This window comes from Streptomyces sp. NPDC050759, assembly GCF_044456945.1.
In the GTDB taxonomy this organism is placed as follows: domain Bacteria; phylum Actinomycetota; class Actinomycetes; order Streptomycetales; family Streptomycetaceae; genus Streptomyces.
In genome coordinates this window covers 735,362-756,917 of sequence record NZ_JBITGI010000002.1, presented here as the reverse complement: position 1 = coordinate 756,917, position 21,556 = coordinate 735,362, and the positions used below count along the sequence as shown (strand labels likewise).

Annotated in this window: 16 protein-coding genes; 9 read left to right on the top strand and 7 right to left on the bottom strand. The window is 73.5% G+C overall.

Annotated features, from left to right (window positions below):
• Positions 1-358 precede the first annotated feature (358 nt).
• The 5 genes from ACIBJB_RS09200 to ACIBJB_RS09180 all read left to right on the top strand — a co-directional run bounded on the left by ACIBJB_RS09200 (position 359) and on the right by ACIBJB_RS09180 (position 9,609).
• Complete coding sequence (locus ACIBJB_RS09200; protein ID WP_398928124.1) at positions 359-3,814, top strand: AfsR/SARP family transcriptional regulator; 3,456 nt, start codon at positions 359-361, stop codon at positions 3,812-3,814.
• A gap of 117 nt (positions 3,815-3,931) precedes the next feature.
• The gene (locus tag ACIBJB_RS09195) at positions 3,932-4,597 is read left to right on the top strand and encodes a M15 family metallopeptidase (RefSeq protein ID WP_398928122.1); all 666 of its coding nucleotides are present in this window, start codon (positions 3,932-3,934) and stop codon (positions 4,595-4,597) included.
• A gap of 99 nt (positions 4,598-4,696) precedes the next feature.
• A complete protein-coding gene (locus ACIBJB_RS09190) occupies positions 4,697-5,284 on the top strand; it encodes an RNA polymerase sigma factor (protein WP_398928120.1) in 588 nt (195 codons plus the stop codon).
• 99 nt (positions 5,285-5,383) lie between these two features.
• Positions 5,384-6,520, top strand: coding sequence for a C40 family peptidase (locus tag ACIBJB_RS09185; RefSeq protein WP_398928118.1), 1,137 nt, complete (start codon positions 5,384-5,386; stop codon positions 6,518-6,520).
• A gap of 149 nt (positions 6,521-6,669) precedes the next feature.
• Positions 6,670-9,609, top strand: a complete 2,940-nt coding sequence (locus ACIBJB_RS09180) for a SpoIIE family protein phosphatase (RefSeq protein ID WP_398928116.1) — start codon at positions 6,670-6,672, stop codon at positions 9,607-9,609.
• Here the strand turns inward: ACIBJB_RS09180 and ACIBJB_RS09175 are convergent.
• Positions 9,596-10,918, bottom strand: a complete 1,323-nt coding sequence (locus tag ACIBJB_RS09175) for a hypothetical protein (protein ID WP_398928114.1) — start codon at positions 10,916-10,918, stop codon at positions 9,596-9,598. The two genes, ACIBJB_RS09180 and ACIBJB_RS09175, sit on opposite strands and share 14 nt — an antisense overlap.
• A gap of 113 nt (positions 10,919-11,031) precedes the next feature.
• Between ACIBJB_RS09175 and ACIBJB_RS09170 the strand changes: the two genes are divergently transcribed.
• Entirely contained in the window at positions 11,032-12,258 is a 1,227-nt protein-coding gene (locus tag ACIBJB_RS09170; protein ID WP_398928112.1) for a molybdopterin-dependent oxidoreductase, read from the top strand.
• Positions 12,259-12,550: 292 nt separating this feature from the next.
• Here the strand turns inward: ACIBJB_RS09170 and ACIBJB_RS09165 are convergent, their stop codons facing one another.
• Genes ACIBJB_RS09165 through ACIBJB_RS09155 form a run of 3 tightly spaced genes read right to left on the bottom strand, consistent with a single transcriptional unit; the run spans position 12,551 to position 14,804 of the window.
• Complete coding sequence (locus tag ACIBJB_RS09165) at positions 12,551-13,492, bottom strand: class I SAM-dependent methyltransferase (protein ID WP_398928110.1); 942 nt, start codon at positions 13,490-13,492, stop codon at positions 12,551-12,553.
• Positions 13,489-14,097, bottom strand: coding sequence for a DUF2064 domain-containing protein (locus ACIBJB_RS09160; protein ID WP_398928108.1), 609 nt, complete (start codon positions 14,095-14,097; stop codon positions 13,489-13,491). The genes ACIBJB_RS09165 and ACIBJB_RS09160 overlap by 4 nt, the downstream gene beginning before the upstream one ends.
• Positions 14,094-14,804: a glycosyltransferase family 2 protein gene (locus ACIBJB_RS09155; RefSeq protein ID WP_398928106.1), complete on the bottom strand. Its 711-nt coding sequence runs from the start codon at positions 14,802-14,804 to the stop codon at positions 14,094-14,096. The genes ACIBJB_RS09160 and ACIBJB_RS09155 overlap by 4 nt, the downstream gene beginning before the upstream one ends.
• A gap of 103 nt (positions 14,805-14,907) precedes the next feature.
• On the opposite strand from ACIBJB_RS09155, the gene ACIBJB_RS09150 reads away from it, so the two are divergent.
• Positions 14,908-15,621 (top strand): response regulator transcription factor, encoded by a 714-nt coding sequence (locus ACIBJB_RS09150; RefSeq protein ID WP_398928104.1) that lies wholly within the window; start codon positions 14,908-14,910, stop codon positions 15,619-15,621.
• Positions 15,622-15,624: 3 nt separating this feature from the next.
• Positions 15,625-16,737, top strand: a complete 1,113-nt coding sequence (locus ACIBJB_RS09145) for a sensor histidine kinase (protein ID WP_398928102.1) — start codon at positions 15,625-15,627, stop codon at positions 16,735-16,737.
• Between the two features lie 108 nt (positions 16,738-16,845).
• Here the strand turns inward: ACIBJB_RS09145 and ACIBJB_RS09140 are convergent, their stop codons facing one another.
• From ACIBJB_RS09140 to ACIBJB_RS09130, 3 genes are all read right to left on the bottom strand, one after another.
• Positions 16,846-17,847 (bottom strand): NAD-dependent epimerase/dehydratase family protein, encoded by a 1,002-nt coding sequence (locus ACIBJB_RS09140; RefSeq protein WP_398928100.1) that lies wholly within the window; start codon positions 17,845-17,847, stop codon positions 16,846-16,848.
• A 70-nt stretch (positions 17,848-17,917) separates the two neighbouring features.
• Positions 17,918-19,375 (bottom strand): sensor histidine kinase, encoded by a 1,458-nt coding sequence (locus ACIBJB_RS09135; protein ID WP_398928098.1) that lies wholly within the window; start codon positions 19,373-19,375, stop codon positions 17,918-17,920.
• A complete protein-coding gene (locus tag ACIBJB_RS09130) occupies positions 19,372-20,061 on the bottom strand; it encodes a response regulator transcription factor (RefSeq protein WP_167368218.1) in 690 nt (229 codons plus the stop codon). The genes ACIBJB_RS09135 and ACIBJB_RS09130 overlap by 4 nt, the downstream gene beginning before the upstream one ends.
• Positions 20,062-20,214: 153 nt before the next feature.
• Here ACIBJB_RS09130 and ACIBJB_RS09125 point away from each other — a divergent pair, with 153 nt between their 5' ends.
• Positions 20,215-21,555 carry a ferric reductase-like transmembrane domain-containing protein gene (locus ACIBJB_RS09125; protein WP_398928095.1) on the top strand — a complete coding sequence of 447 codons (1,341 nt, stop codon included), beginning with the start codon at positions 20,215-20,217 and terminating at the stop codon, positions 21,553-21,555.
• The last annotated feature ends 1 nt before the right edge of the window (position 21,556 follow it).

Here is a 21,556-nt window from a genome sequence, read left to right as displayed (position 1 = left end):
ACGGCTTGTGCTTTCAGGCCGTTGACGCCTCTCGCACCCCGCCCGTATGACACCTGACGCACAGGAATTTCCGGCGCGAGAAATATCGGAGAGCCCTCATACGAGCGCCCCCGATCAGCCGTCCCTCAGGTGAGGGGGATCTCTGGACACCGCCGAAAACCAGCCAACCGCCGCCCGGGGGGAAGCCGGGCGCCCCGCTTCTGTGCGCCGGGCGCAACCCGCTGTTCCGGGGCCGTCGCCCTGCGGCCGGCCGGCCGGATCCGGCCAGGTCCGCCGCGATCTCGTCGTCCACCGGCACCGCCCGTCGATATCGTCGAACACGCATCCGTGGGGCGGGCGGTACGGCGATCGGGGAACGATGCTCCAGGTACGTCTTCTCGGTCCGGTGGAGGTGTGGGACGGGAACCGACGGGCCCCGCTCGGCGGGGTCAGACCCCTGGCGGTGCTGTCCGCACTCGTCGTCCATCTGGGCGAGGTGCTCTCCACGGAACGGCTCGTGGACTGTGTCTGGGACGAGCAGGCGCCCGCCACCGCCAACGCTCTCGTCGCCACCCATGTCTCCGCGGTACGCCGCGCGCTCGCCCGCGTCGGTGAGGCGGCGGTGATCCGCACCCGGCCGCCGGGATACGTCGCCGACCTCGACCTCTCCCAGGTCGACGCCCGCCGCTTCGAGGAACTGCTCACGTCGGGCCGGGCCGAGGCCGCCCGGGGCCGTCCGGACGAGGCCGCCGAGCTGCTGTCCGAGGCCTTGGGGCTGTGGCGGGGGCAGGAGGCCATGGAAGGACTGGGCCAGTCGTTCGCCCGGATCGAGGCGGCCCGGCTGGGCGAACTGCGACTGGTCGCCCAGGAGGAGTCCTTCGGCCTCCAACTGGAGCTCGGCCGCGCGGACCGCACGATCGCGCCCCTGCTCGCGCACGTCGCCGCCCACCCCCTCCGGGAACGGCCGCGCGGCCAGCTGATGACCGCACTGTTCCGCACCGGACGGGTCTCCGACGCCCTGCGCACCTACCAGGAGGGCCGCGAGGTCCTGCGCGAGGAGCTGGGCATCGACGCCGGGCCGGAACTGCGGGCGCTGCACAAGGCCGTACTGACCAGCGACCCCTCGCTGCTCGGTCCCGGCCCCGGGCCCCATGGCTCGTCGCTGCTCGCCACCGACTCCGGGTCCCACGCCTCTGCGCCGCACGGCACTCGCCCCGGGCCCAACGCCGCTGTGCCACACGGCCCCGGCCCTCAAGCGTCCCCGGCGCACGGCCCCGGGCCTCACTCCGCTGTGCCGCACGGCACCGGCCCCGGGCCTCACTCTGCTGTGCCGCACGGCACCGGCCCCGGGCGTCACTCCGCTGTGCCACACGGCACCGGCCCCGGGTCCCAGCCCGCCGCACCGCACGGCACCCGCCCCCAAGCCTCTCCGGTGCACGGCACCGGCCCCCACGCCGCCACATCGCACGGCACCGGCTCCCTGCCGGCGGCCCAGGACGCGGACGGGCTCTCGCAGGACCGGCGGTGGGCCGCGGACCCGGCAGCGGCCGCCGCCCGCGGCACCGGCCCGGGCACGCACGCGCGGCCCGCGCCGTCCCATCTCCCCCCGGACATAGCCGACTTCGTCGGCCGGTCCGACCAGATCGACTGGGCCGTCTCGCTGCTGGGCCGGGTCGACGACCCCGGCCGCACCGCCCCGCCGATCGGGGTGATCTCCGGACGCTCCGGAACGGGCAAGACCGCCCTCGCCGTCCACGTCGGCCATCGCACCGCGGAACTCTTCCCGGACGGCCGCCTGTTCGTGGACCTGCGGGCCGCCGACACCGCCCCGCTGCAACCGGCCGACGCGCTCGCCCGGCTGCTGCGGGCCATGGGCGCCGAACCGGCGACGCTGCCGAGCTCCGTCGAGGAACTGACGGGGCTGTACCGCACGTACACCGGCCACCGCCGCATTCTGCTGATCCTCGACAACGCCGCCGGCGAGGCGCACGTACGGCCGCTGTTGCCGCCCGGCCCCGGCTCCGCGGTGCTCGTCACGAGCCGGCGCCGACTGGTGGCGCTGGAGGGTGCGGCCCATCTCGATCTGACCGTCCCGGACGAGGAGGAGGCACTCGAACTCCTCGGACGGGTCGCCGGAGCGGACCGGGTCCGCTCCGAGCCGGAACAGACCGCCGAGATCGTCGCCCTGTGCGGGCGGCTGCCGCTCGCCGTGCGTATCGCCGGAGCGCGGCTCGCGGCCCGGCCGCACTGGGTGCCCGGCCGGCTCGCCACCCGCCTGCGGGACGAGCGCCTGCGGCTCAACGAACTGCGCGCCGGGGACCTGGAGTTGCGCACCAGCCTCGAACTGGGCTACGCCGACCTCGATCCGCAGGAGCGGCGCGCCCTGCGCCGGCTGGCCCTGCTCGACCTGCCCGACTTCGCGGCCTGGATCGCCGCGCCCCTGCTGGACATCGGCACGGAGGAGGCCGAGGAGGCCGTCGAGCGGCTGGTGGACTGCCACTTCATCGACGTGATCGGGGTGGACGGCACCGGCCGCAGCCGTTACCGCATCCACGACCTGGCCCGGGAGCACGCCCGCGAGCGCTGTCTGTCGGAGGAGAGCGCCGAGGAACGGGCGGCGGCCGTACGGCGCCTGGTGGAGTGCTGGCTCGGGCTGGCCGAGAAGGCCGCCGCGCGGGGCCCCGGCGGTACGGCACGCTACTTCCCCGAACCGGCCGCCGTACGGCCCGTCGACCCGCTCGATCCGCAGGCCGAGGAGGATCTGCTCAGCCGCCCCGCGGCCTGGTTCGCCGCCGAACAGGCCGGTCTGCTGGCCGCGGTGGAGTACTGCGCCGACCACGGGATGGACCGCGCCGCCCGGGACCTCGCCGGTGCGCTGATCGCGAGCTCGGTCGCGCTGTACAACCAGTTCGACGCCTGGTCCCGCTCGCACACCACGGCGATGGCGGCGGTGCGGCGCAGCGGCGACGGCGAGGGTGAGGCGTGGCTCCTCACCGGGCTCGGTCAACTGCGCTACGAACAGGACGAGTTCGAGGAGTCGTACGCCTACTACCGCGACGCCCTGCGGCTGTTCGAGACACAGGACGGCGGGCCGCAGGGGACGGCCCAGGCCCTGCTCGGCATGGCCACGTCCCGGCGTGAACAGGCCCGGTACTCCGAGGCGTTGGAGCTGCTCGGCGCGGCGCTGGAGCGGTACGGGCGGCTCGACGACCGCGGTGCCCGGGCCCGGGTGCTGTACGGCCTCGGTTACGTGTACCGGGAACAGGGCGACGGCCCCGCGGCCCGTGAGGCCTTCGCGCAGGCCCTGGAGCTGCACCGCGCGGAGCACGACCGGCACGGGGAGGCGCTGATCCTGCGCGCGCTGGCCCTCTGCCACCGGGCCGAGGGGGAGTACGAGGACGCCGAACGGTTGCTGCGGGGCGTGCTGCGGGTCTTCGTCGGCCTCCACGACACGTTCGGCGTGATGTACACGGAGCAGTCGCTGGCGAAGGTGGAGCTGCGGCTGGGCCTTCTGGACGCGTCGCGCGAGCGGCTCGGGCGGTGTCTGGAGCTGGCGCGGGAGCGGCAGGACCGGTTCGGCGAGGCGCTGGTGCTGCGGACGCTGGGGGAGTGGTGTCTGGCCTCCGGTGACGCCGGGAGTGCGCGGGGGCCGCTGGAGCGGGCGCTGTCGCTCTGGGAGACGTTGCGGCTGCCGCTGTGGCGGGCGCGGACCCTCTGGGACCTGGCCGAGGTGTGGGAGGCCGACGGGGAGGCGGGGGCTGCTTCGGGGGCCCGTGCCGAAGCGATGGGGGTTTTCCGGGAGTTGGGGGCTCGGGAGGCGCGGGAGCGGGCGTAGGGGCGAAGGGGGCGCCCCGCGATCGAAGTGGGTGCGGCGATGCCGCTGCAGGACCTTGGTCCACCGCTTGCAGGCGATCTGCAGAGCATTTGCAGAGGACCCCGCGACGCTCTTCTCGTGACAGACATCATCACGCTCGCGGATCCCAGGGTTGCCGCGGTGACGCACGACGAGTGCGGGGAACCGCTCGTCGATCTGCGGGAGGACGGCCAGTTGCGGCTCGATGCCCGGCAGGCCGACGACGAGGGCAGCTACGCCCATCTGCGGGTCGGCGCGCTGCGGCGGCTCGTGCGGGCGCAGCGGCTGCTGCCGGCGGGGATCCGGTTCCTGGTGGTGGAGGGGTACCGGCCGCCGGACCTCCAGCGCCGGTACTTCGAGCAGTACGCGGCCACCATGCGGCGGGCTCACCCGGACGCGGCTCCCGAGCGGATCCGTGAACTGGCGAGCGCGTACATCTCGCCGCCGGAGGTCGCCCCGCACGTCAGCGGCGGCGCGGTCGACCTGACCCTGTGCGACCACACGGGCCGGGAACTGCCGCTCGGCACGGAGGTCAACGCCACCCCGGAGGAGAGCGCGGGCGCCTGTCGCACCGACGCGCCCGGCATCGACGCCGAGGCCCGCGAGTACCGGGCCCTGCTGCGCCGGGTGCTCACCACGACCGGGTTCGTCAACTACCCGACCGAGTGGTGGCACTGGTCGTACGGCGACCGGTACTGGGCCCTGCTGCGCCGCGTGCCGGCCGCCCGCTACGGCCCCGCCGCCCCGCCCCGCCCTCCGGCCTGACCACCGGAGCGGGACAGCGCACGAAGCACACCACGAGGGGATCACCGCAAGGGATCACCGCACGGGTTCACCGCGAGGATCACCGCAAGGGGGAAAGAAATGCACAGCCACGCCACCTGTCCGCCACCGCCGCGCGAGGCCGACGGCCGGACGGGCCCGGACAACCGGACGGGCCCGGACAACCGGACGAGCCCGGACAACCGGATGACCCCGGGAGACTTCGACGCCTCCTTCACGGCCGACATGCCCCGTCTGCGAAGACGGCTGCTGGCACTGACGGGCAATCCGCACGACGCCGACGACCTGCTCCAGGAGACCTATCTGCGGCTCTCCCGGCGGGCCCGCTCCCAGAGCCTGACGCGGCAGCAGCATCCGTACGCCTACACCTGCGCCGTCGCCCTCAACCTGCTGCGCGACTCCTGGCAGCACCCCTCCCGCCGCGAGCGCACCACCGATCAACTGCCGGAAGCCGGCTGGGACGGCGGACTCGCCTCCTACGAGGCCTCCGTAACGGCGCTCGCGCTGCTCGGCATGCTCTCCGAGAAGGAGGCCGCCGCGGTGATCCTCGTGGACCTGGAGGGACTCACCCACGACACGGCCGGGGAGCGCCTCGGCGCCCACCGCGGCACGGTCCAGCGCAACCGCCTGCGCGGCCTCGCCAAGATGCGTGCCGCCCTCCACAACTAGCCCGGGTGGCACACCTCCACGGGGGTGGGGTGTGCCACCCGCCTCTCCACCACCTCGTTCACCTCGTCACCTCGAAGCCGCGACTTAAGGAAGAGTCCCTTGAAGACCATCAGTACGCGCCGTCGGACCAGCGGCGCGCTCCTGGGCGCCTCGGCGCTGGCACTCACCGCGTTCTTCTCCGCCCCGGCGCACGCCGCCCAGGACGCCACCTGCGGTGTCCTCGCGCCCGGCGCCTCGGTCACCGCGCAGGCCGCCGTCGACGCGGCCTGTTCGCAGATCGGCGTCTGGTACAGCTGGGGCGGCGGCCACGCGGCCACCCCCGGCGCCAGCTACGGCTTCTACGACGGTTCCGACCCGGACAGCCTCCACGACGGCGAGCGCAAGGGCTTCGACTGCTCGGGTCTGATGCGGTACGCGTACTACCGGGCGACCGGCAAGGACCTGCTCAACGGCACGGCCGACGACCAGTTCCACAGCTCGCAGGCCTCCGCCCGGTTCTCCGCCGGGCAGGGCACCGCCCCGCTGCTGCCGGGCGACCTGATGTTCTGGGGCAACGGGCACATCCACCACGTCGCCATGTACCTGGGCGGCGGCCAGATGGTCGAGGCGTACGAGTCGGGCACCCACATCAGGGTCACGTCCGTGCGCACCGGCGGCGACTACGCGGGCGCGATCCGGATCAACGGCTCCGGCACCCCGGTCCCGCCGCCCGCGAACGGCGGCACGGTCTTCGAGACCTGGGGCACCGGCGTGCGCACGCACCGGTCGCCGAGCGTGGGCTCCGCCGTCGTCGACACCTTCGCCGGACCGACCCAGGTGTCGGTCCAGTGCCAGCAGCACGCGGAGACCGTGACCGCCGAGGGCTACACCAACGACGCCTGGGCCAAGCTCGCCGACGGCTCGTGGGTGACCAACATCTACATCAAGGGCCCGGCGTGGCTGCCCGGCATCCCGGACTGCGGCGGCAGCAGCACCCCGCCGCCGTCCGGTGGCAGCAAGGCCTTCCAGACCTGGGGCACGGGCGTGCGCACCCACAGCGAGCCGAACGTCAACGCCGGCGTCGTCGACTACTTCGCGCAGCCGACCACGGTCAACGTGGTCTGCCAGAAGCACGCCCAGGAGGTGACGGCCGAGGGCTACACCAACGACGCCTGGTCGAAGCTGACCGACGGCTCCTGGATGACCAACATCTACATCAAGGGCCCGGCCTGGCTGGACGGCGTGGCCACCTGCTGACCCGGTGTCGAGGGGCATGTGTCCGCGCCCGACAGGTGTTGTGATGCGCGTCACAAGGGGTCTACGGTGTAAGGGCTTGGAGGGCGCCGGGGGGCGAGCCGAGTGGCGGCGAGCGACCGGGCCGCCTCCGGGTGAGGGAAGTGATTCCGTTGTCCGTCACCTGGGACGACATCGGCGGGCTGGTCGATGCCCACGAACGATTCCTGACCGGTGCCCGCGTGGACGCGGACGTCCGGGGCGCGGTGCTCGACTCCTGGAAGCGGTGCAGGTCCGTCGGTCTCGAGCCGGACCGGCTGCTGGTGCCGTACGCACCCGATCTGGCCCTGGACGACACCTTCCTGCGGGCCGCCGAGCCGGTGCTGCAACGGCTCACCGGCTCGCTGTCCGAGGTAGGCATGACCATCGCGCTCTGCGACAGCCACGGCCGGATGGTCCAGCGGCTGGGCGGCGACCGGCTGTTGCGGGGGCGACTGGACGACGTACGGTTCGCCCCGGGCTTCGACGCCTCCGAGCAGGTCGTCGGCACCAACGGTGTCGGCACCGCGCTGGCCGAGCGCGGACCGGTCTACGTCGTCGGGCGTGAGCACTTCGCGGACTGCCTGCAGCCCTTCGCCTGTGCGGGCACGCCGGTGCGCAACCCGCTCAGCGGGCACATCGAGGCCGTACTGGATCTCACCTGTCTGCGGGACGACGGCGACCCCGTCATGCTGCGGCTGGTCCGCGAGGCCGCCCGTGACATCGAGGCGCGGCTGCTGGAACAGGCCACGCAGCGGGAGCGGGCGCTGCTCGCCGCATACCGGCGCGCCGGGCGGGCCGCCGACGGGTGGCCGCCGCAGCCCGCGAGCACGCGGCCGGAGCGGTACGGCGAGGGAGCGGGCGCTCGCCTCGGTCGGATCGATCTGGCCGTACTGCGGGAGAAGGCCGAGGAGCTCATCGCCGCGCCGCACCGGACCCTCGACGAGGTGATGCTGTCGGGCGGCCGCAGCGCCCTGTTGCTGCGCCGCCAGGTGCGGGGAGCGGCGGGGGAGACGGGGGTCGTGGTCGAGGCGCGGATTCTCGGCGGGACGGGTGTGGGGCCGGTCGGGCTCGCGGGGCCGGGGACGGTCGACGGTCCGGCCACCGTGGCCGGGGTGGTGCCGGTGCCCGCAACCGCCACGGAAGCCGCCGTCGTGGTGCCGGTGTCCGCAACCGCCACGGAGGCCGCCGTCGTGGTGCCGATCTCCAGGATCGCCGCGCCGCCGAAGACACGGGCGGCGGCCACCGGTCTGCCCGGTTCGCCCACGTCACCGCCCCTCCCCACGCTTGTCCTCCCCTCCCCGCAGCCCTCCGCCCCCGAGCCCGTGATGGACGACCGCCTGCTCCTCCTCGGCGACCCCGGCGTGGGCCGGCTCGCGGTACTCGCGCGCAGGCGCCTGGAGTTGCTGCACGAGGCCGGGGTCAGGATCGGCACCACGCTGGACGTCGCACGGACCGCGGAGGAGCTCGCGGAGGTGGCCGTACCGCGGTTCGCCGACTTCGCGGCCGTGGATCTGCCGGACCCGGTGCTGCACGGCGAGGAGCCGGGACCGCTCGGCGCGGACACCCCGCTGCGCCGGGTCGCCGTGGGCAGCGTGCGCGAGGAGCCCGACCTGTACGGCGTCGGTGACCAGGTCGGTTACGTGCCCTCCACTCCGCAGTCCCGCAGTCTGGAGACCGGGCGGGCGGTGCTCGAACCGGTCCTCGCGGAGGCGGGCGGCTGGCTCGCCCAGGACCCGGCGCGGCTCGCCCGGGTGCTCACCGCCGGTATCCACTCCCTGATCACCGTGCCGCTGCGGGCGCGCGGCACGACCCTCGGCGTGGTCAGCTTCTACCGCTCGGGGCACCCCGCCCCGTTCGAGGAGGACGACCTGTCCCTCGCCCAGGAGCTGGCCGGACGCGCGGCGATCTGCATCGACAACGCACGCCGCTACACCCGCGAGCACAACACCGCACTCGCCCTCCAGCGGAGCCTGCTGCCGAAGGGCCGCCCCGAGCAGAGCGCCGTCGAGGTCGCCTACCGCTATCTGCCCGCGCAGGCCGGTGTCGGCGGCGACTGGTTCGACGTCATCCCGCTGTCCGGGGCGCGGGTGGCGCTGGTCGTCGGCGATGTCGTCGGCCATGGCCTGCACGCGGCCGCCACCATGGGCCGGCTGCGTACCGCCGTGCACAACTTCTGCTCCCTGGACCTGCCGCCCGACGAACTCCTCACGCATCTCGACGACCTGGTGGGCCGGCTCGACCGCGGCGAGGGCTGGGCGGTGGACAGCAGTCAGGCGGACTCCGGCATCGTCGGGGCCACCTGCCTGTACGCCGTCTACGACCCGGTGTCCCGGCACTGCGCCCTCACCCGGGCCGGACACCCCCTGCCGGCGGTCGTCGGCCCCGACGGCACCGTCGAGTTCGTCGACCTGCCCTCGGGACAGCCCCTCGGGCTCGGCGGCATGCCCTTCGAGACGGTGGAGCTGGAACTCGCCGAGGGCAGCCAACTGGTGCTCTACACCGACGGGTTGATCGAGGACCGGCACCAGGACATCGACGCCGGGCTGGAGCGGCTGGGTACGGTCCTGGCCCGTGCCGACCGGTCACCGGAGGAGACCTGCGAGGCCGTGCTTGACGCGCTGCTCCCGGCCCGCCCCAGCGACGACGTGGCCCTCCTCGTCGCCCGCACCCGCGCCCTCGGCCCCGATCGGGTCGCCCAGTGGGAGCTGCCGAGCGACCCGGCGGTCGTCTCCCGCTCCCGCGCCGCGGTCACCGAACAGCTCGCCGCCTGGGGCCTGGACGAGCTGTCGTTCACCGTCGAACTCGTCGCCAGCGAACTGGTCACCAACGCCATCCGCCACGCCACGGGCCCGGTCCAGCTACGGCTGCTCCGCGACCGCGCCCTGATCTGCGAGGTCTCCGACGGCAGCGGCACCTCGCCCCGGCTGCGCCGCGCCCGCACCGAGGACGAGGGCGGCCGCGGCCTCTTCCTCGTCGCCCAGCTCACCGAGCGCTGGGGGACCCGCTACACCCCCGACGGAAAGATCATCTGGACCGAACTTCCGCTGCCGGGAAGGCTCACCACCCCGTGAGCAGCAGATGGTTCAGGAGCAGCGCGAGGACGGCCTGCCCGGCCAGCCAGCCCCGTACCCCCGTCAGAAACGCACACGCGGGCAACAGCCACACGGCGAACGGCAACCAGATACGTTCCGTCTCCGCCTTGCTCATCCCGGAGAGATCGGCGACGAGCAGGGCCAGCAGGGCGGCGAGCACCAACACCGCCAAGGGGCGCGGGGAACTGCGCGGCCGGCCCCCGCCCGGCCGCAGCCGAACGACGACCCGCCGCACCCCCGCCACCGTCGCCGGCCCCACGATCAGCACCGTGCACGCCAGATTCGCCCACACCCAGTACCCGTACGGCCGCACCCCGCCCGCCCCCTGGTAGTAGCGGGTGACGAGGATCCGATACCCCTCCCACCACTCGAACCCCAGCGCGGTGAAGACGACCGGCACGACCGCGAAGCCTGCCAGGGCGAACAGCAGCGGCCGGCGGGAGGACCCCAGCCACACCACCGCCCCCGCGACGACGGCCATCAGCGTCAGGCCGTACGACAGATAGACGGTCACCCCGAACAGCAGCCCCGAGCAGAAGCCGTTCAGCCCCGGCCGGACCCCCCGTACCGCAAGCGCGAGCAGCGCCACCGCCCACGCGGCGACCGCCGCGAAGTACCCGTCGGCCGACGTGCCCACCCAGACCGCGGCCGGGGCCAGGACCAGGAAGGGCGCGGCGCGGCGGGCGAGCGACTCGTCGGCGAGCGTCCGTACGGCGACCAGGACCGCGACCGCCGCGGTCGTGCCGACGGTGATGCACCAGGTCCCCGCCCAGCCCCCGCCGCCAAGACCGATCCGGTCGAGCAGCACGAAGGTGAGGGTGGCGCCCGGGGGATGCCCGGCGACATGGGCGCCCCAGTTGTCCGGGGAGTCGATCAGGATGTGCCGGGTGAAGTCCCGCAGGGCCGCCGGGATGTCGTGGAACCGGCCGACGGCCCGGAGGTACTCGTTCCTGGTGGTCAGCTGCTCGGCGACGCCCCGGTGCCAGCCGTCCACGAGGGCCAGGGACCACGTCCACGCCATCCCCGCGCCCCAGACGGCGAACAGCAGCGGGCGCCAGGGGAGGCGGGCCGCAAGCGAGGGGCCGTATGCCACCACGGCCGCCGCGACGACGACCGCGGCCGGGGTGCCGGGGCCGACGTGCGGGTCCCAGGTCGCCAGCAGGGGCGGCCAGCCGACACGCAGCGAGCCGTTCCGATGCTGGATCGCCGTGCCGACCAGTGCGGCGGTCAGCACGAGGAGCGCGGCGCACACGGCCGCGTACAGGTCACGAACAAGGTCCCGGTTCACGCGGACGACGCTAGGCCGCAGGGCCTCCCCCGGACGGCTGACATGGTAGGACGTCAGAGTTTCGTCATGGTTCGCGGACCCGATTCCACCGTGCGCGGGCCTACCGTCGGGGCATGGCACGGTCTCCCTTCGCACCCTCCTTCTGGCGCAGTCCGCTGCGCGGCCCCTGGCTCACCTCGGTCCTCGGGGTCGTGCTCCTCGGCGGTATCACGCTGCTGTTCGTGACGGGGCTGCTGTCGTACGCCGCCTACAACCCGGACCTCGCGGCGGTGAACGACAAGACCCCGGACAAGGGCGTCCTCGGCTTCTACCTCTTCTCCTGGCCGACCGACCCGCACTGGCTGTACCGGCTGAACCAGGGCGTCCACGTCACCCTCGGCATCACCCTGATCCCCGTCCTGCTGGCCAAGCTGTGGTCGGTCGTACCGAAGCTGTTCACGCTGCCGCCCGCGCGGTCGCTCGCGCACGCCCTGGAACGGATCTCGCTGCTGTTCCTGGTCGGTGGCGCGCTCTTCGAGTTCGTGACCGGGCTCCTCAACGTCCAGTTGGACTACGTCTTCCCTGGCTCTTTCTATCCCCTGCACTTCTACGGGGCGTGGGTGTTCTTCACCGCGTTCGTCGCCCATGCCGTCCTGAAGATGCCGCTCGCCTGGCGGAATCTGCGCCAACTCCGTGAGGAGAAAACCGAGTTGGCGTCGCCGGACCCCGCCCCGCCGACCGTGTCCCGGCGCGGCGCCCTCTGGTTCGTCGGGAGCGGCTCACTGCTGCTGTTCCTCACCACGGCCGGGCAGAGCTTCGACGGCGTGCTCCGCAGAACCGCCCTGCTCGCCCCGCACGGGGGCGCGGAGCCGGGATCGGGGCCGGGCGGCTTCCAGATCAACAAGACGGCGGCGTACGCGGGGATCGACCCGGTGGAGACGGGTGAGGAGGCCTGGCGGCTGGTCCTGAAAGGGCGCGACGGCCGCACGGTCCGCCTCAGCCGCGCCGACCTCCTCCGACTGCCGCTCCACAGCTCGGCGTTGCCCATCGCCTGCGTGGAGGGCTGGTCCACCTCCGACCAGTGGTGGCGCGGCGTGCGGCTGCGGGACCTCGCGGCACTCGTCGGGTACGAGGACGATCCGCCGGACGTGTTCGTGGAGTCGCTGCAACGGCACGGTGCCTTCCGGCGGGCCGCCCTGCGGGCCAACCAGGTCGCCGATCCGCGGTCCCTGCTGGCCCTGTCCGTCAACGGCGAGGACCTGACCCCCGACCACGGCCACCCGGCCCGGATCATCGTGCCCGCGGCGCCCGGTGTGCTCAACACCAAGTGGGTGGCCCGGCTGACGTTCGGAGACCTGTGATGCGGATCCCTCTCGGCAACCCTCTCCAACTCCTTCTGCTCGTCTGCTCGTTCGCCCTCGCGGGGTACGCGGGGGTGCGGCTGCTCGCGGGGGACTGGTTCGGGGTCGCGCTGTGGTTCGTGGGGGCGGCCGTGGTGCACGACGTGGTGCTGCTGCCGCTGTACGCGGCGGCGGACCGGGCGCTCGTGAAGACGGCGGGGCGGCACGTGCTGTACGTGCGGGTCCCCGCCGCCCTCTCCCTCCTGCTCCTGCTCGTGTGGTTCCCGCTGATCAGCGGGCAGGTCTCGGACCGTTACGCCTCCGCGACCGGCCTGTCCCCGGACGGCTTCCTGGCCCGCTGGCTGCTGGTGACGGCCGTGCTGTTCGGTGGCTCGGCGGTGGTCTTCGTCGTACGGCGGCGCAGGGACACGAAGGAACGGCCGCCCGCCGTCCACTGATCCACGGGCGCCCAGCCGGTGCGGGCCGCGTGCCGCAGCAGGGCCGGGCTGCCGAGCCGGGCCCACGGGAACGGGTTGCCGGTGGCTCCCCTGGCATCGGTGACCCGCACCTGGACCCGCTCGTCGATGTCCGGGTCGGTGACCGTCTCCGCGATCAACAGGCCGTCGGGGGAGAGGAGTTGGGACATCCGGTCGAGCAGGGCCGGTGGGTCGCCGCCGATGCCGACGTTGCCGTCGATCAGCAGCGCGGTGCCCCAGCGGCCCTCGCCCGGCAAGGACTCGAAGACGGACCGCCGAAGGGCCTGCCCGCCGTGCGCCACTGTCCGTGCGACGGCCGCCTCGCTCACGTCGATGCCGAGCACCCGCCGGCCGCGGGCACCGAGCGCGGCGACGAGCCGTCCCGGACCACAGCCGACGTCCAGCACGGCGCCCTCGCAGCGCCGCAACACCTCCAGGTCCGCGGCATCCGCGGCCGCACACCACCGCTCCAGTTCGAGCAGGAGCAGCCATCCGTCGGAGCGACGCAGGAACAGGGGACCCTGACCGGTGCGGAGGGCCCGGGCATAGGGGTCGGCGGACCAGGTGTCGTCGTGGGAGGGGGCGTCCGTGGCCTGCGGCCGCGGGTCGCCGGTGGCGGGCGGCCGGGCTCCGGGCCGGGTGTCGGGCGGGGAGGTCAGGTTCGGTTCACGTGGCGCCCGGTCGGCGTCTCGCTGCCGGCCGATCCCGCTCTCGCCGTCCGCCCGCAGGGGCCCCGCCTCCGCGATCCGTGCCGCGACGTCGACCCCCCGCCCCCTCACCGCCCCACCCCCGCGAGTCGTCCCAGCTCCGCCGCGAACCGTCCGCCCGGTGCCGCCCTCGCCACCAGCTTCGCGTCGTACGCCGTGTCCACGTCCCGCAGCGGCGGCAGCTGCCGTACCCGCAGGCCGGTCAGGCGGGCGCGCTGGGCCGCTCCGGTGTGGGGTGTCGACATCGGCACCCCGCGCAGCAGGAACGGATCCGGTTGTGCCAGCCCCAGTGCCCAGAAGCCACCGTCCTCGGCCGGCCCGAAGTACGCGTCGCAGTCGGCGAAGTCCACCGTGAGCAGTTCCGGGGTCACCTGGGGCGTGTCCATGCCGATGAGGAGGGCCGGTCCTTCGCAGCCCGCGAAGGCGGCGGCGAGCCGTTCGTCGAGGCCGCCCGCGCACTGCCGTACGACATCGAAACCCGGCGGCAGCCAGGGGCCCGGCGCGCCCTCCAGGACCAGGACCCGGCGGCGGGCCGGGGTGCGGGCCACGACGTCGAGGGTGTCCGCGAGGGACGCCTCGGCCAGCGCGGCCGCCTCCTCGGGGGTGAACGGCGGGGTGAGCCGGGTCTTGACCCGCCCCGGCCGCGGCTCCTTGGCGATGACGAGCAGCGTGGTCACGCCCGCACCCCCGTCTCCGACTCGGCGAGGACCTGGCTCATGTCCCGCACCGCCTGCCACGTGCCCCGCCAGGTACCCGTCACCTTGGAGGCGCCGGTGCGCGGCCGGTACGGGACGTCGTGCTCGGCGATCCGCCAGCCCGCGTCGGCCGCCCGCACCACCATCTGCAGGGGGTAGCCGCTGCGCCGGTCCGTGAGGCCGAGGGCGAGCAGCGGCTCGCGCCGGGCGGCGCGCAGCGGGCCCAGGTCGTGCAGGCGCAGACCGGTGCGGCGGCGCAGCAGCCGGGCGAGCGCGAGGTTGCCCGCCCGGGCGTGCGGCGGCCAGGCACCACGGGCCTGCGGACGGCGCCGGCCGAGCACGAGGTCCGCCTCGCCGGCCAGCACCTCGGCCACGAACGGCACGAGGTCCGAAGGGTCGAGCGAGGCGTCGCAGTCGCAGAAGCACACGATGTCGGCCGTGGCCGCGGTCAGCCCCGCATGGCAGGCGGCGCCGAAGCCGCGCCGCTCCTCACGGACGACGGTCGCGCCGAGGGCCTGGGCGATGCGGGCCGAGCCGTCCGAGGAGCCGTTGTCGACGACGAGCGCGCGCCAGCCGGGCGGGATGCGTTCCAGCACCCACGGCAGGGCCCGGGCCTCGTCGAGACAGGGCAGCACGACGTCCACGGACGTCGCCGGTTCGTTTGCGGAAGGGGTCGTCACGACGTTCACCCTACGAGCGCAAAACGGACGAACCCGACTCCGGCTCCTTACGAAACAAGGACGTCGGCGTCCGTCGGCGGCACATGCGCACGCGTGGTGCGAGGCTTGCGGCATGGAGCAGCAGCAGTACGCACAGACCCGGCCCCGGGTCCTCGTCGTCGACGACGACCCCACCGTCGCCGAGGTGGTCGCCGGCTATCTGGACCGGGCCGGATACCTCGTGGACCGGGCCGCCGACGGCCCCGACGCACTCGCCCGCGCCGCCGCCCACCGCCCGGACCTCGTGGTCCTCGACCTGATGCTGCCCGGCATGGACGGCCTGGAGGTGTGCCGCCGGATGCGGGGACGTGGACCCGTCCCGGTCATCATGCTCACCGCGCGCGGCGACGAGGACGACCGGATCCTGGGCCTGGAGGTCGGCGCCGACGACTACGTCACCAAGCCCTTCAGCCCCCGCGAACTGGTCCTGCGCGTCGAGTCCGTGCTGCGCCGCTCCCAGCCCTCCCAGCCGTCGGGCCACCTGGGCGCCGCCGGCCTCTCGATGGACCCGGCGGCCCGCCGCGCCCTCAAGAACGGCACCGAACTCGCCCTCACGATCCGGGAGTTCGACCTCCTCGCCTTCTTCCTGCGCCACCCCGGCCGGGTCTTCAGCCGCGAGGACCTGATGCGCGAGGTGTGGGGCTGGGACTTCGGCGACCTGTCGACCGTCACCGTCCATGTGCGCCGGCTCAGGGGCAAGGTCGAGGACGACCCGGCCAGGCCCCGCCTGATCCAGACCGTGTGGGGCGTCGGCTACCGCTTCGACGGCTCACCGGCGGAGGTGTGACCCGTGAGCGACACACTCCTCATCGCCCTTTACGCCTTCCTCGGCGCCGCCACCGCCGGACTCCTCGGCGCGTGCGTGCTGCTGCTGATCCGGCAGCGCTCCCTCTCCCTGCACCTCACCGTGGTCGCCGCCGTCGGCATCACCGCGATGCTGGCCGGCACCCTCGCGGTCGCCCAGGCCATGTTCCTGTCCGGGCACGACCTGAGCGTCGTCACGACCGTCGTCCTGATGGCCGCCGTGGTCTCCCTGGCCACCGCCCTGCTGCTGGGCCGCTGGGTCGCCGCCCGCAGCCGGGCCCTCGCGCTCGCCGCCCGCTCCTTCGGCGACGGCGGTGACTTCACCTCACCCGGCGGGCCCACGACCGCCGAACTCACCGAACTCAGCCGGGAGTTGGAGGCCACCAGCGCCAAGCTCGCCGAGTCCCGGGAGCGGGAACGTGCCCTGGAGTCCTCCCGGCGTGAACTCGTCGCCTGGATCTCCCACGACCTGCGCACCCCGCTGGCCGGCCTGCGCGCGATGTCCGAGGCCCTGGAGGACGGGGTCGCCGCCGACCCCGCCCGCTACCTGAGGCAGATCCGCACCGAGGTCGAACGCCTCAACGGCATGGTCGGCGACCTCTTCGAACTCTCCCGCATCCACGCGGGGACACTGGCGCTGAGCCCGAGCCGGATCTCCCTGTACGACCTCGTCTCGGACGCCCTCGCGGGCGCCGACCCCCTGGCGCGCGAGCACGGAGTACGGCTGGTCGGCGACCGGGTGGCGGCCGTGCCGGTCGAGGTGGACGGCAAGGAGATGAGCCGCGTGCTGGGCAACCTCCTCGTCAACGCCATCCGCCGCACACCCGCCGACGGAACGGTCGCGGTGGCCGCCGAACACCGCTCCGAGGGTGTCGTCCTGTCCGTCACGGACGGCTGCGGCGGCATCCCCGAGGAGGACCTGCCCCGCGTCTTCGACACCGGCTGGCGCGGCACGCACGCCCGGACACCGCCCGCAGGCGCGGGACTCGGCCTCGCGATCGTCCGCGGCATCGTGGAGGCCCACGCGGGCCGGGCCACCGTACGCAATGTGCCGGGCGGCTGTCGCTTCGAGGTGGTGCTGCCGTCGGCCGTCTCTTGAAAAGCCGGAACTTGGAAAGAGGCCTCTTGAGAAGCGGCCTCTTGAAAAAGAGGCGGTGCCGCCCGCGGCCGCTTTCTTTCGCGGGCGGCACCACCGGTCCACCGCGGGCTACGCGCCCCGCATCCCCGCGCCCGCGAACTCCCGCATCCCCTCGGCGAATCCGACCTCCGCCTTCCACCCCAGCTCCGCCCGCAGCCGCGCCGAGTCCGCCGTGATGTGCCGTACGTCCCCGAGGCGGTACTCCCCGGTGACCACGGGCTCGGGCCCGCCGTGGGCCCCGGCCAGCGCGCGGGCCATCTCGCCCACCGTGTGCGGCTCGCCGCTTCCGGTGTTGTACGAGGTGAGCGCGCCGTCCCTCGAACTGCCCTCCAGCGCCGCCACGTTGGCCGCGGCCACGTCCCGCACGTGCACGAAGTCCCGGCGCTGACCGCCGTCCTCGAAGACGCGCGGGGCCTCGCCGCGGGCGAGCGCGGAGCGGAAGAAGGAGGCGACGCCGGCGTACGGGGTGTCGCGGGGCATGCCCGGTCCGTAGACGTTGTGGTAGCGCAGCGCCACCGCCGACCCGCCCGTGGCCCGTGCCCAGGACGCCGCCAGGTGTTCCTGGGTGAGCTTGGTCGTCGCGTACACGTTCCGCGGATCGACCGGGGCGTCCTCGCCGACCAGGCCGGGGGAGAGGTCCGCGCCGCACTCCGGGCACGGCGGCTCGAAGCGCCCCGCGTCGAGGTCGGCGACGGCGCGCGGGCCCGGCCGTACGGTCCCGTGCCGGGCGCAGGTGTAGCGGCCCTCGCCGTACACCACCATCGACCCGGCCAGCACGAGCCGCCGTACTCCCGCTTCGGCCATCGCGGCGAGCAGGACGGCCGTGCCGTGGTCGTTGTGGGAGACATAGTCCGGGGCGTCGGCGAAGTCCACGCCCAGGCCGACCATCGCCGCCTGATGACACACCGCGTCCACCCCGGTCAGGGCGCGGCGGACGGCGTCGGGGTCCCGGACGTCGGACGCCGGGTCGGCCCGGACGTCGTACAGGACGGGCTCGTGACCGTGTGCCACGAGCGTCTCGACGATCTGGGACCCGATGAAACCGGCACCGCCGGTGACCAGTACGCGCATGCCCTCAACGTAGGGCCGTGAGCTGCCCGGACGGCCGGACCGCGCCCGTCACGTCACGGCTTCGTAAGACTCACGGCCGCGTGAGGCTCAGCGGGAGCGACACCGTGAACACCGTCGAGCCGGGCTCGGCGGCCAGCTCGATCGTGCCGCCGTGCGCCCGGACCAGGGAGCTCGCCACCGCGAGGCCGAGACCGCTGCCGCCCCGGTCCCGGCTGCGGGCCTTGTCGACGCGGTAGAAGCGGTCGAAGACCCGCTCCTGGTCGGCGGCCGGAATGCCGGGACCCGCGTCCGCGATCCGCACCTGCGCCCGGCCGTCCCGGACACGCACCCCGACGGAGACCGCGGTGCCCGGCGGAGTGTGCATGGCCGCGTTGGTGAGGAGGTTGTCGAGGACCTGGCGGACGCGCTGCGGATCGAGCCGCAGCTTCAGGGCCAGGGGACCCGGCGTCAGGGTCAGCGGATGGTCCGGGTGGCTCGCGCGGAAGGCGTCGGCCGCGAACTCCACCAGCTCCACCAGGTCCGTCTCGACGGGCCTGAGCGGCGTCTCCACCTCCGCCGCGTCCAGGCGGGCCAGCAGCAGCAGGTCGTCCAGGAGGAACCCCATGCGGGCGGCCTCGGCGCGCAGCCGGGCCAGGTGCTTGTCGCGCTCCTCGGGGGCGTTCGCGGCGGCGTACTGGAAGAGGTCCGCGTACCCCCGTACGGACATCAAAGGGGTGCGCAGCTCGTGCGAGGCGTCCGCGACGAACCGGCGCAGCCGCTGCTCGGCCTGCGCGCGGACCGCGAGCGAGTCGTCGATGTGCTCCAGCATGGTGTTGAACGCCGTCCGCAGCTCCTCGACCTCCGGACCGCCGCCCCGCTTGTCGGCACGCAGTGGCAGCCGGGCCGCCGACTCGGTCAGATCGTGCAGGGCGATGCCGTGCGCGGTGTGCGCCATGTCGCTCAGCGGCTTCATCCCCCGGCGCAGCAGCTTGCGGCCGACCACCACGAGCGCCAGCAGCGCCAGCCCGAAGGCGACGACCTGGACCGTGATCAGCCGCCGTACCGTGGCGTCGATGTCGGCCATGGGAGCCGCGCTCACCAGGATCACACCGGGCTCGACCTCGCAGGCCCGCAGCCGGTACTCGCCCTGGCCCCTCAGGTGCTCGGTGGCCAGGACCTCGGTGTGCGCGACGGTCTGCGACTTCGCGACGGCGGTGAACTCGTCGACGTCCTCCGGCAGGTCGGAGGGGTCCTCGGGCGTGCGCAGCCGCGGGGTGCCGTCCTTGACGTCGTACACCGCGTAGTACCAGCTCCAGTACTTCTTGCCCGCGAGCGTGCCGGACTCGGCGAGGCTCTTCGACTGGGCGACCTGGGCGAGCGACAGCTGCTCGTTGAGCTGGGCCGACAGATAGTCCCGCATGTACGTGGTCAGCGCGGTGCCCACCACCGCGAACACCACCAGGGCCAGCGCCCCGAGCCCCAGCGCGAGGCGGGTACCGAGCCGCATCCTCCGGTACGCCGAACGCAGGCGGCCGACAAAGGATCTCATTCGGCCGCCTGCCGGATGACGTACCCGAAGCCCCGCACGGTGTGGATCAGGGGCTCGCCCGTGTCGTCCAGCTTGCGGCGCAGCCGGCTGACGACCAGCTCCACGACGTTGGAACGGCCGCCGAAGCCGTACTCCCACACATGGTCGAGGATCTGCGCCTTGGTCAGCACGGTCGGCGACTTGCGCATCAGATACCTGAGGACCTCGTACTCGGTCGGGGTGAGGGTGAGCAGCTTGTCGCCGCGCCGCACTTCACGGGTGTCCTCGTCCATCGTGAGGTCCGCGACCGAGAGCACCGAGCGCTGGAAGCCGGGACCGGAGCTGCGCCGCAGCACGGTCCGCAGCCGGGCCATCAGCTCCTCCACCGCGAACGGCTTGACCAGGTAGTCGTCCCCGCCCCGGGTCAGCCCGGCCACCCGGTCGGCGACCGCGTCCCGTGCCGTGAGGAACACCACGGGCACCATCGTCCCCGAGCGCCGCAGCCGCTCCAGGACGCCGAAGCCGTCGATGTCGGGCAGCATGAGGTCGAGCACCACGATGTCGGGACGGAACTCCGCGGCGCGGCTCAGCGCCTCCTCACCGGAGTTCGCGGTGACCGCCTCCCAGCCCTCGTAGCGGGCGACCGTCGCCACGAGATCGGCGATCGGCGGGTCGTCGTCCACGACGAGGAGTCGTACTTTTTCCACCTGCTCATAGTGCTGCACAGCGGCCGGAAAGCCATGGCCGGGTCGGAACCCCGGCCACATCGATAACCTCTTGAAAGTTGTACGACAGCGAATCGACAGCTCCCGCCGGAGAAGCTCGGTAATCCAGAGGCCCCGATCAAGGAGCTACGACCCGTGACGACCGTCCAATCGCCCCCTGCGCCCCCCACGGCGATACAACGCCCCAGGGTGGTGGCCCGCACCGGGCTCTACGCCGTGCTGGCCGCCAACGCGGCGGTGGTCGCCTGGTTCTTCGCCCAGGCCGGCTTCGCCTCCAACGCGCTCATCGTGCTCGGCCGCCTCACCGGCCTGTACGCCGCGCTCGTCATGGCCTTCCAGCTGGTCCTGGTGGCCCGGCTGCCCTGGCTCGACCGCCGCATCGGCATGGACCGGCTGACCTCCTGGCACCGCTGGACCGGCTTCGGCATCCTGTGGACGCTCCTCGCGCACGTCACCTTCATCAGCTTCGGCTACGCCGACGGCACCGACGTGGGCCCGATCGGCGAGATCGTCGACCTCGCCGAGACCACCGAGGGCGTCCTGCGCGCGGTCGTCGCGTTCTGCCTGATCATCGTGGTCGGCGCGGTCTCCGCCCGGTACGCCCGGCGCCGTCTCGCCTACGAGACCTGGCACTTCATCCACCTGTACACGTACGTCGCCGTGGTGCTGGCCTTCACCCACCAGGTCGCCGTCGGCACCACCTTCACGTCCTCCTCGGTCGCCACCGGGTACTGGTACGGCGTCTGGGGCGTCGCCCTCGGCTCGGTCGTCCTGGGCCGCGCGGTGCTCCCGCTGTGGCGCAACTGGCGCCACCAGTTCCGCGTCACGGCCGTCGTCCCCGAGAGCGACAACGTCGTCTCGATCTACATCAGCGGCAAGGACCTCGACCAACTCCCCGCCAGGGCAGGCCAGTTCTTCCTGTGGCGCTTCCTGACCGCCGACCGCTGGTGGCAGGCCAACCCCTTCTCCCTCTCCGCCGCCCCCGACGGCAGGACACTGCGCCTGACCGCCAAGGCGGCCGGCGAGGGCAGCGCCGCCCTGAGGCACGTCAAGGTCGGCACCCGCGTCTTCGCCGAGGGCCCCTACGGTGCCTTCACCGCCCTGCACCGCACGCGGCCCGAGTCCGTGCTCATCGCCGGCGGTGTCGGCGTCACCCCGATCCGGGCCCTCCTGGAGGAGGTGCAGGGCCACGCCGTCGTCATCTACCGGGTCGGCTCCGACCGGGACGCCGTCCTCTACGACGAGCTGCGCGAGCTCGCGACCGCCAAGGGCGCCGAACTCCACCTGGTCACCGGCCCGCCGGTGCCCGACAAACTGGCGGCGGGCGAGCTGGCGCGTCTCGTGCCCGACATCGCCGAGCGGGACGTCTTCCTGTGCGGACCGCCCCCGATGATGAACGCGGTCCTGGGCAGCCTGCGCGAGCTGGACGTGCCCAAACCGCAGATCCACTTCGAGCGCTTCAGCCTGGCGGGATGAG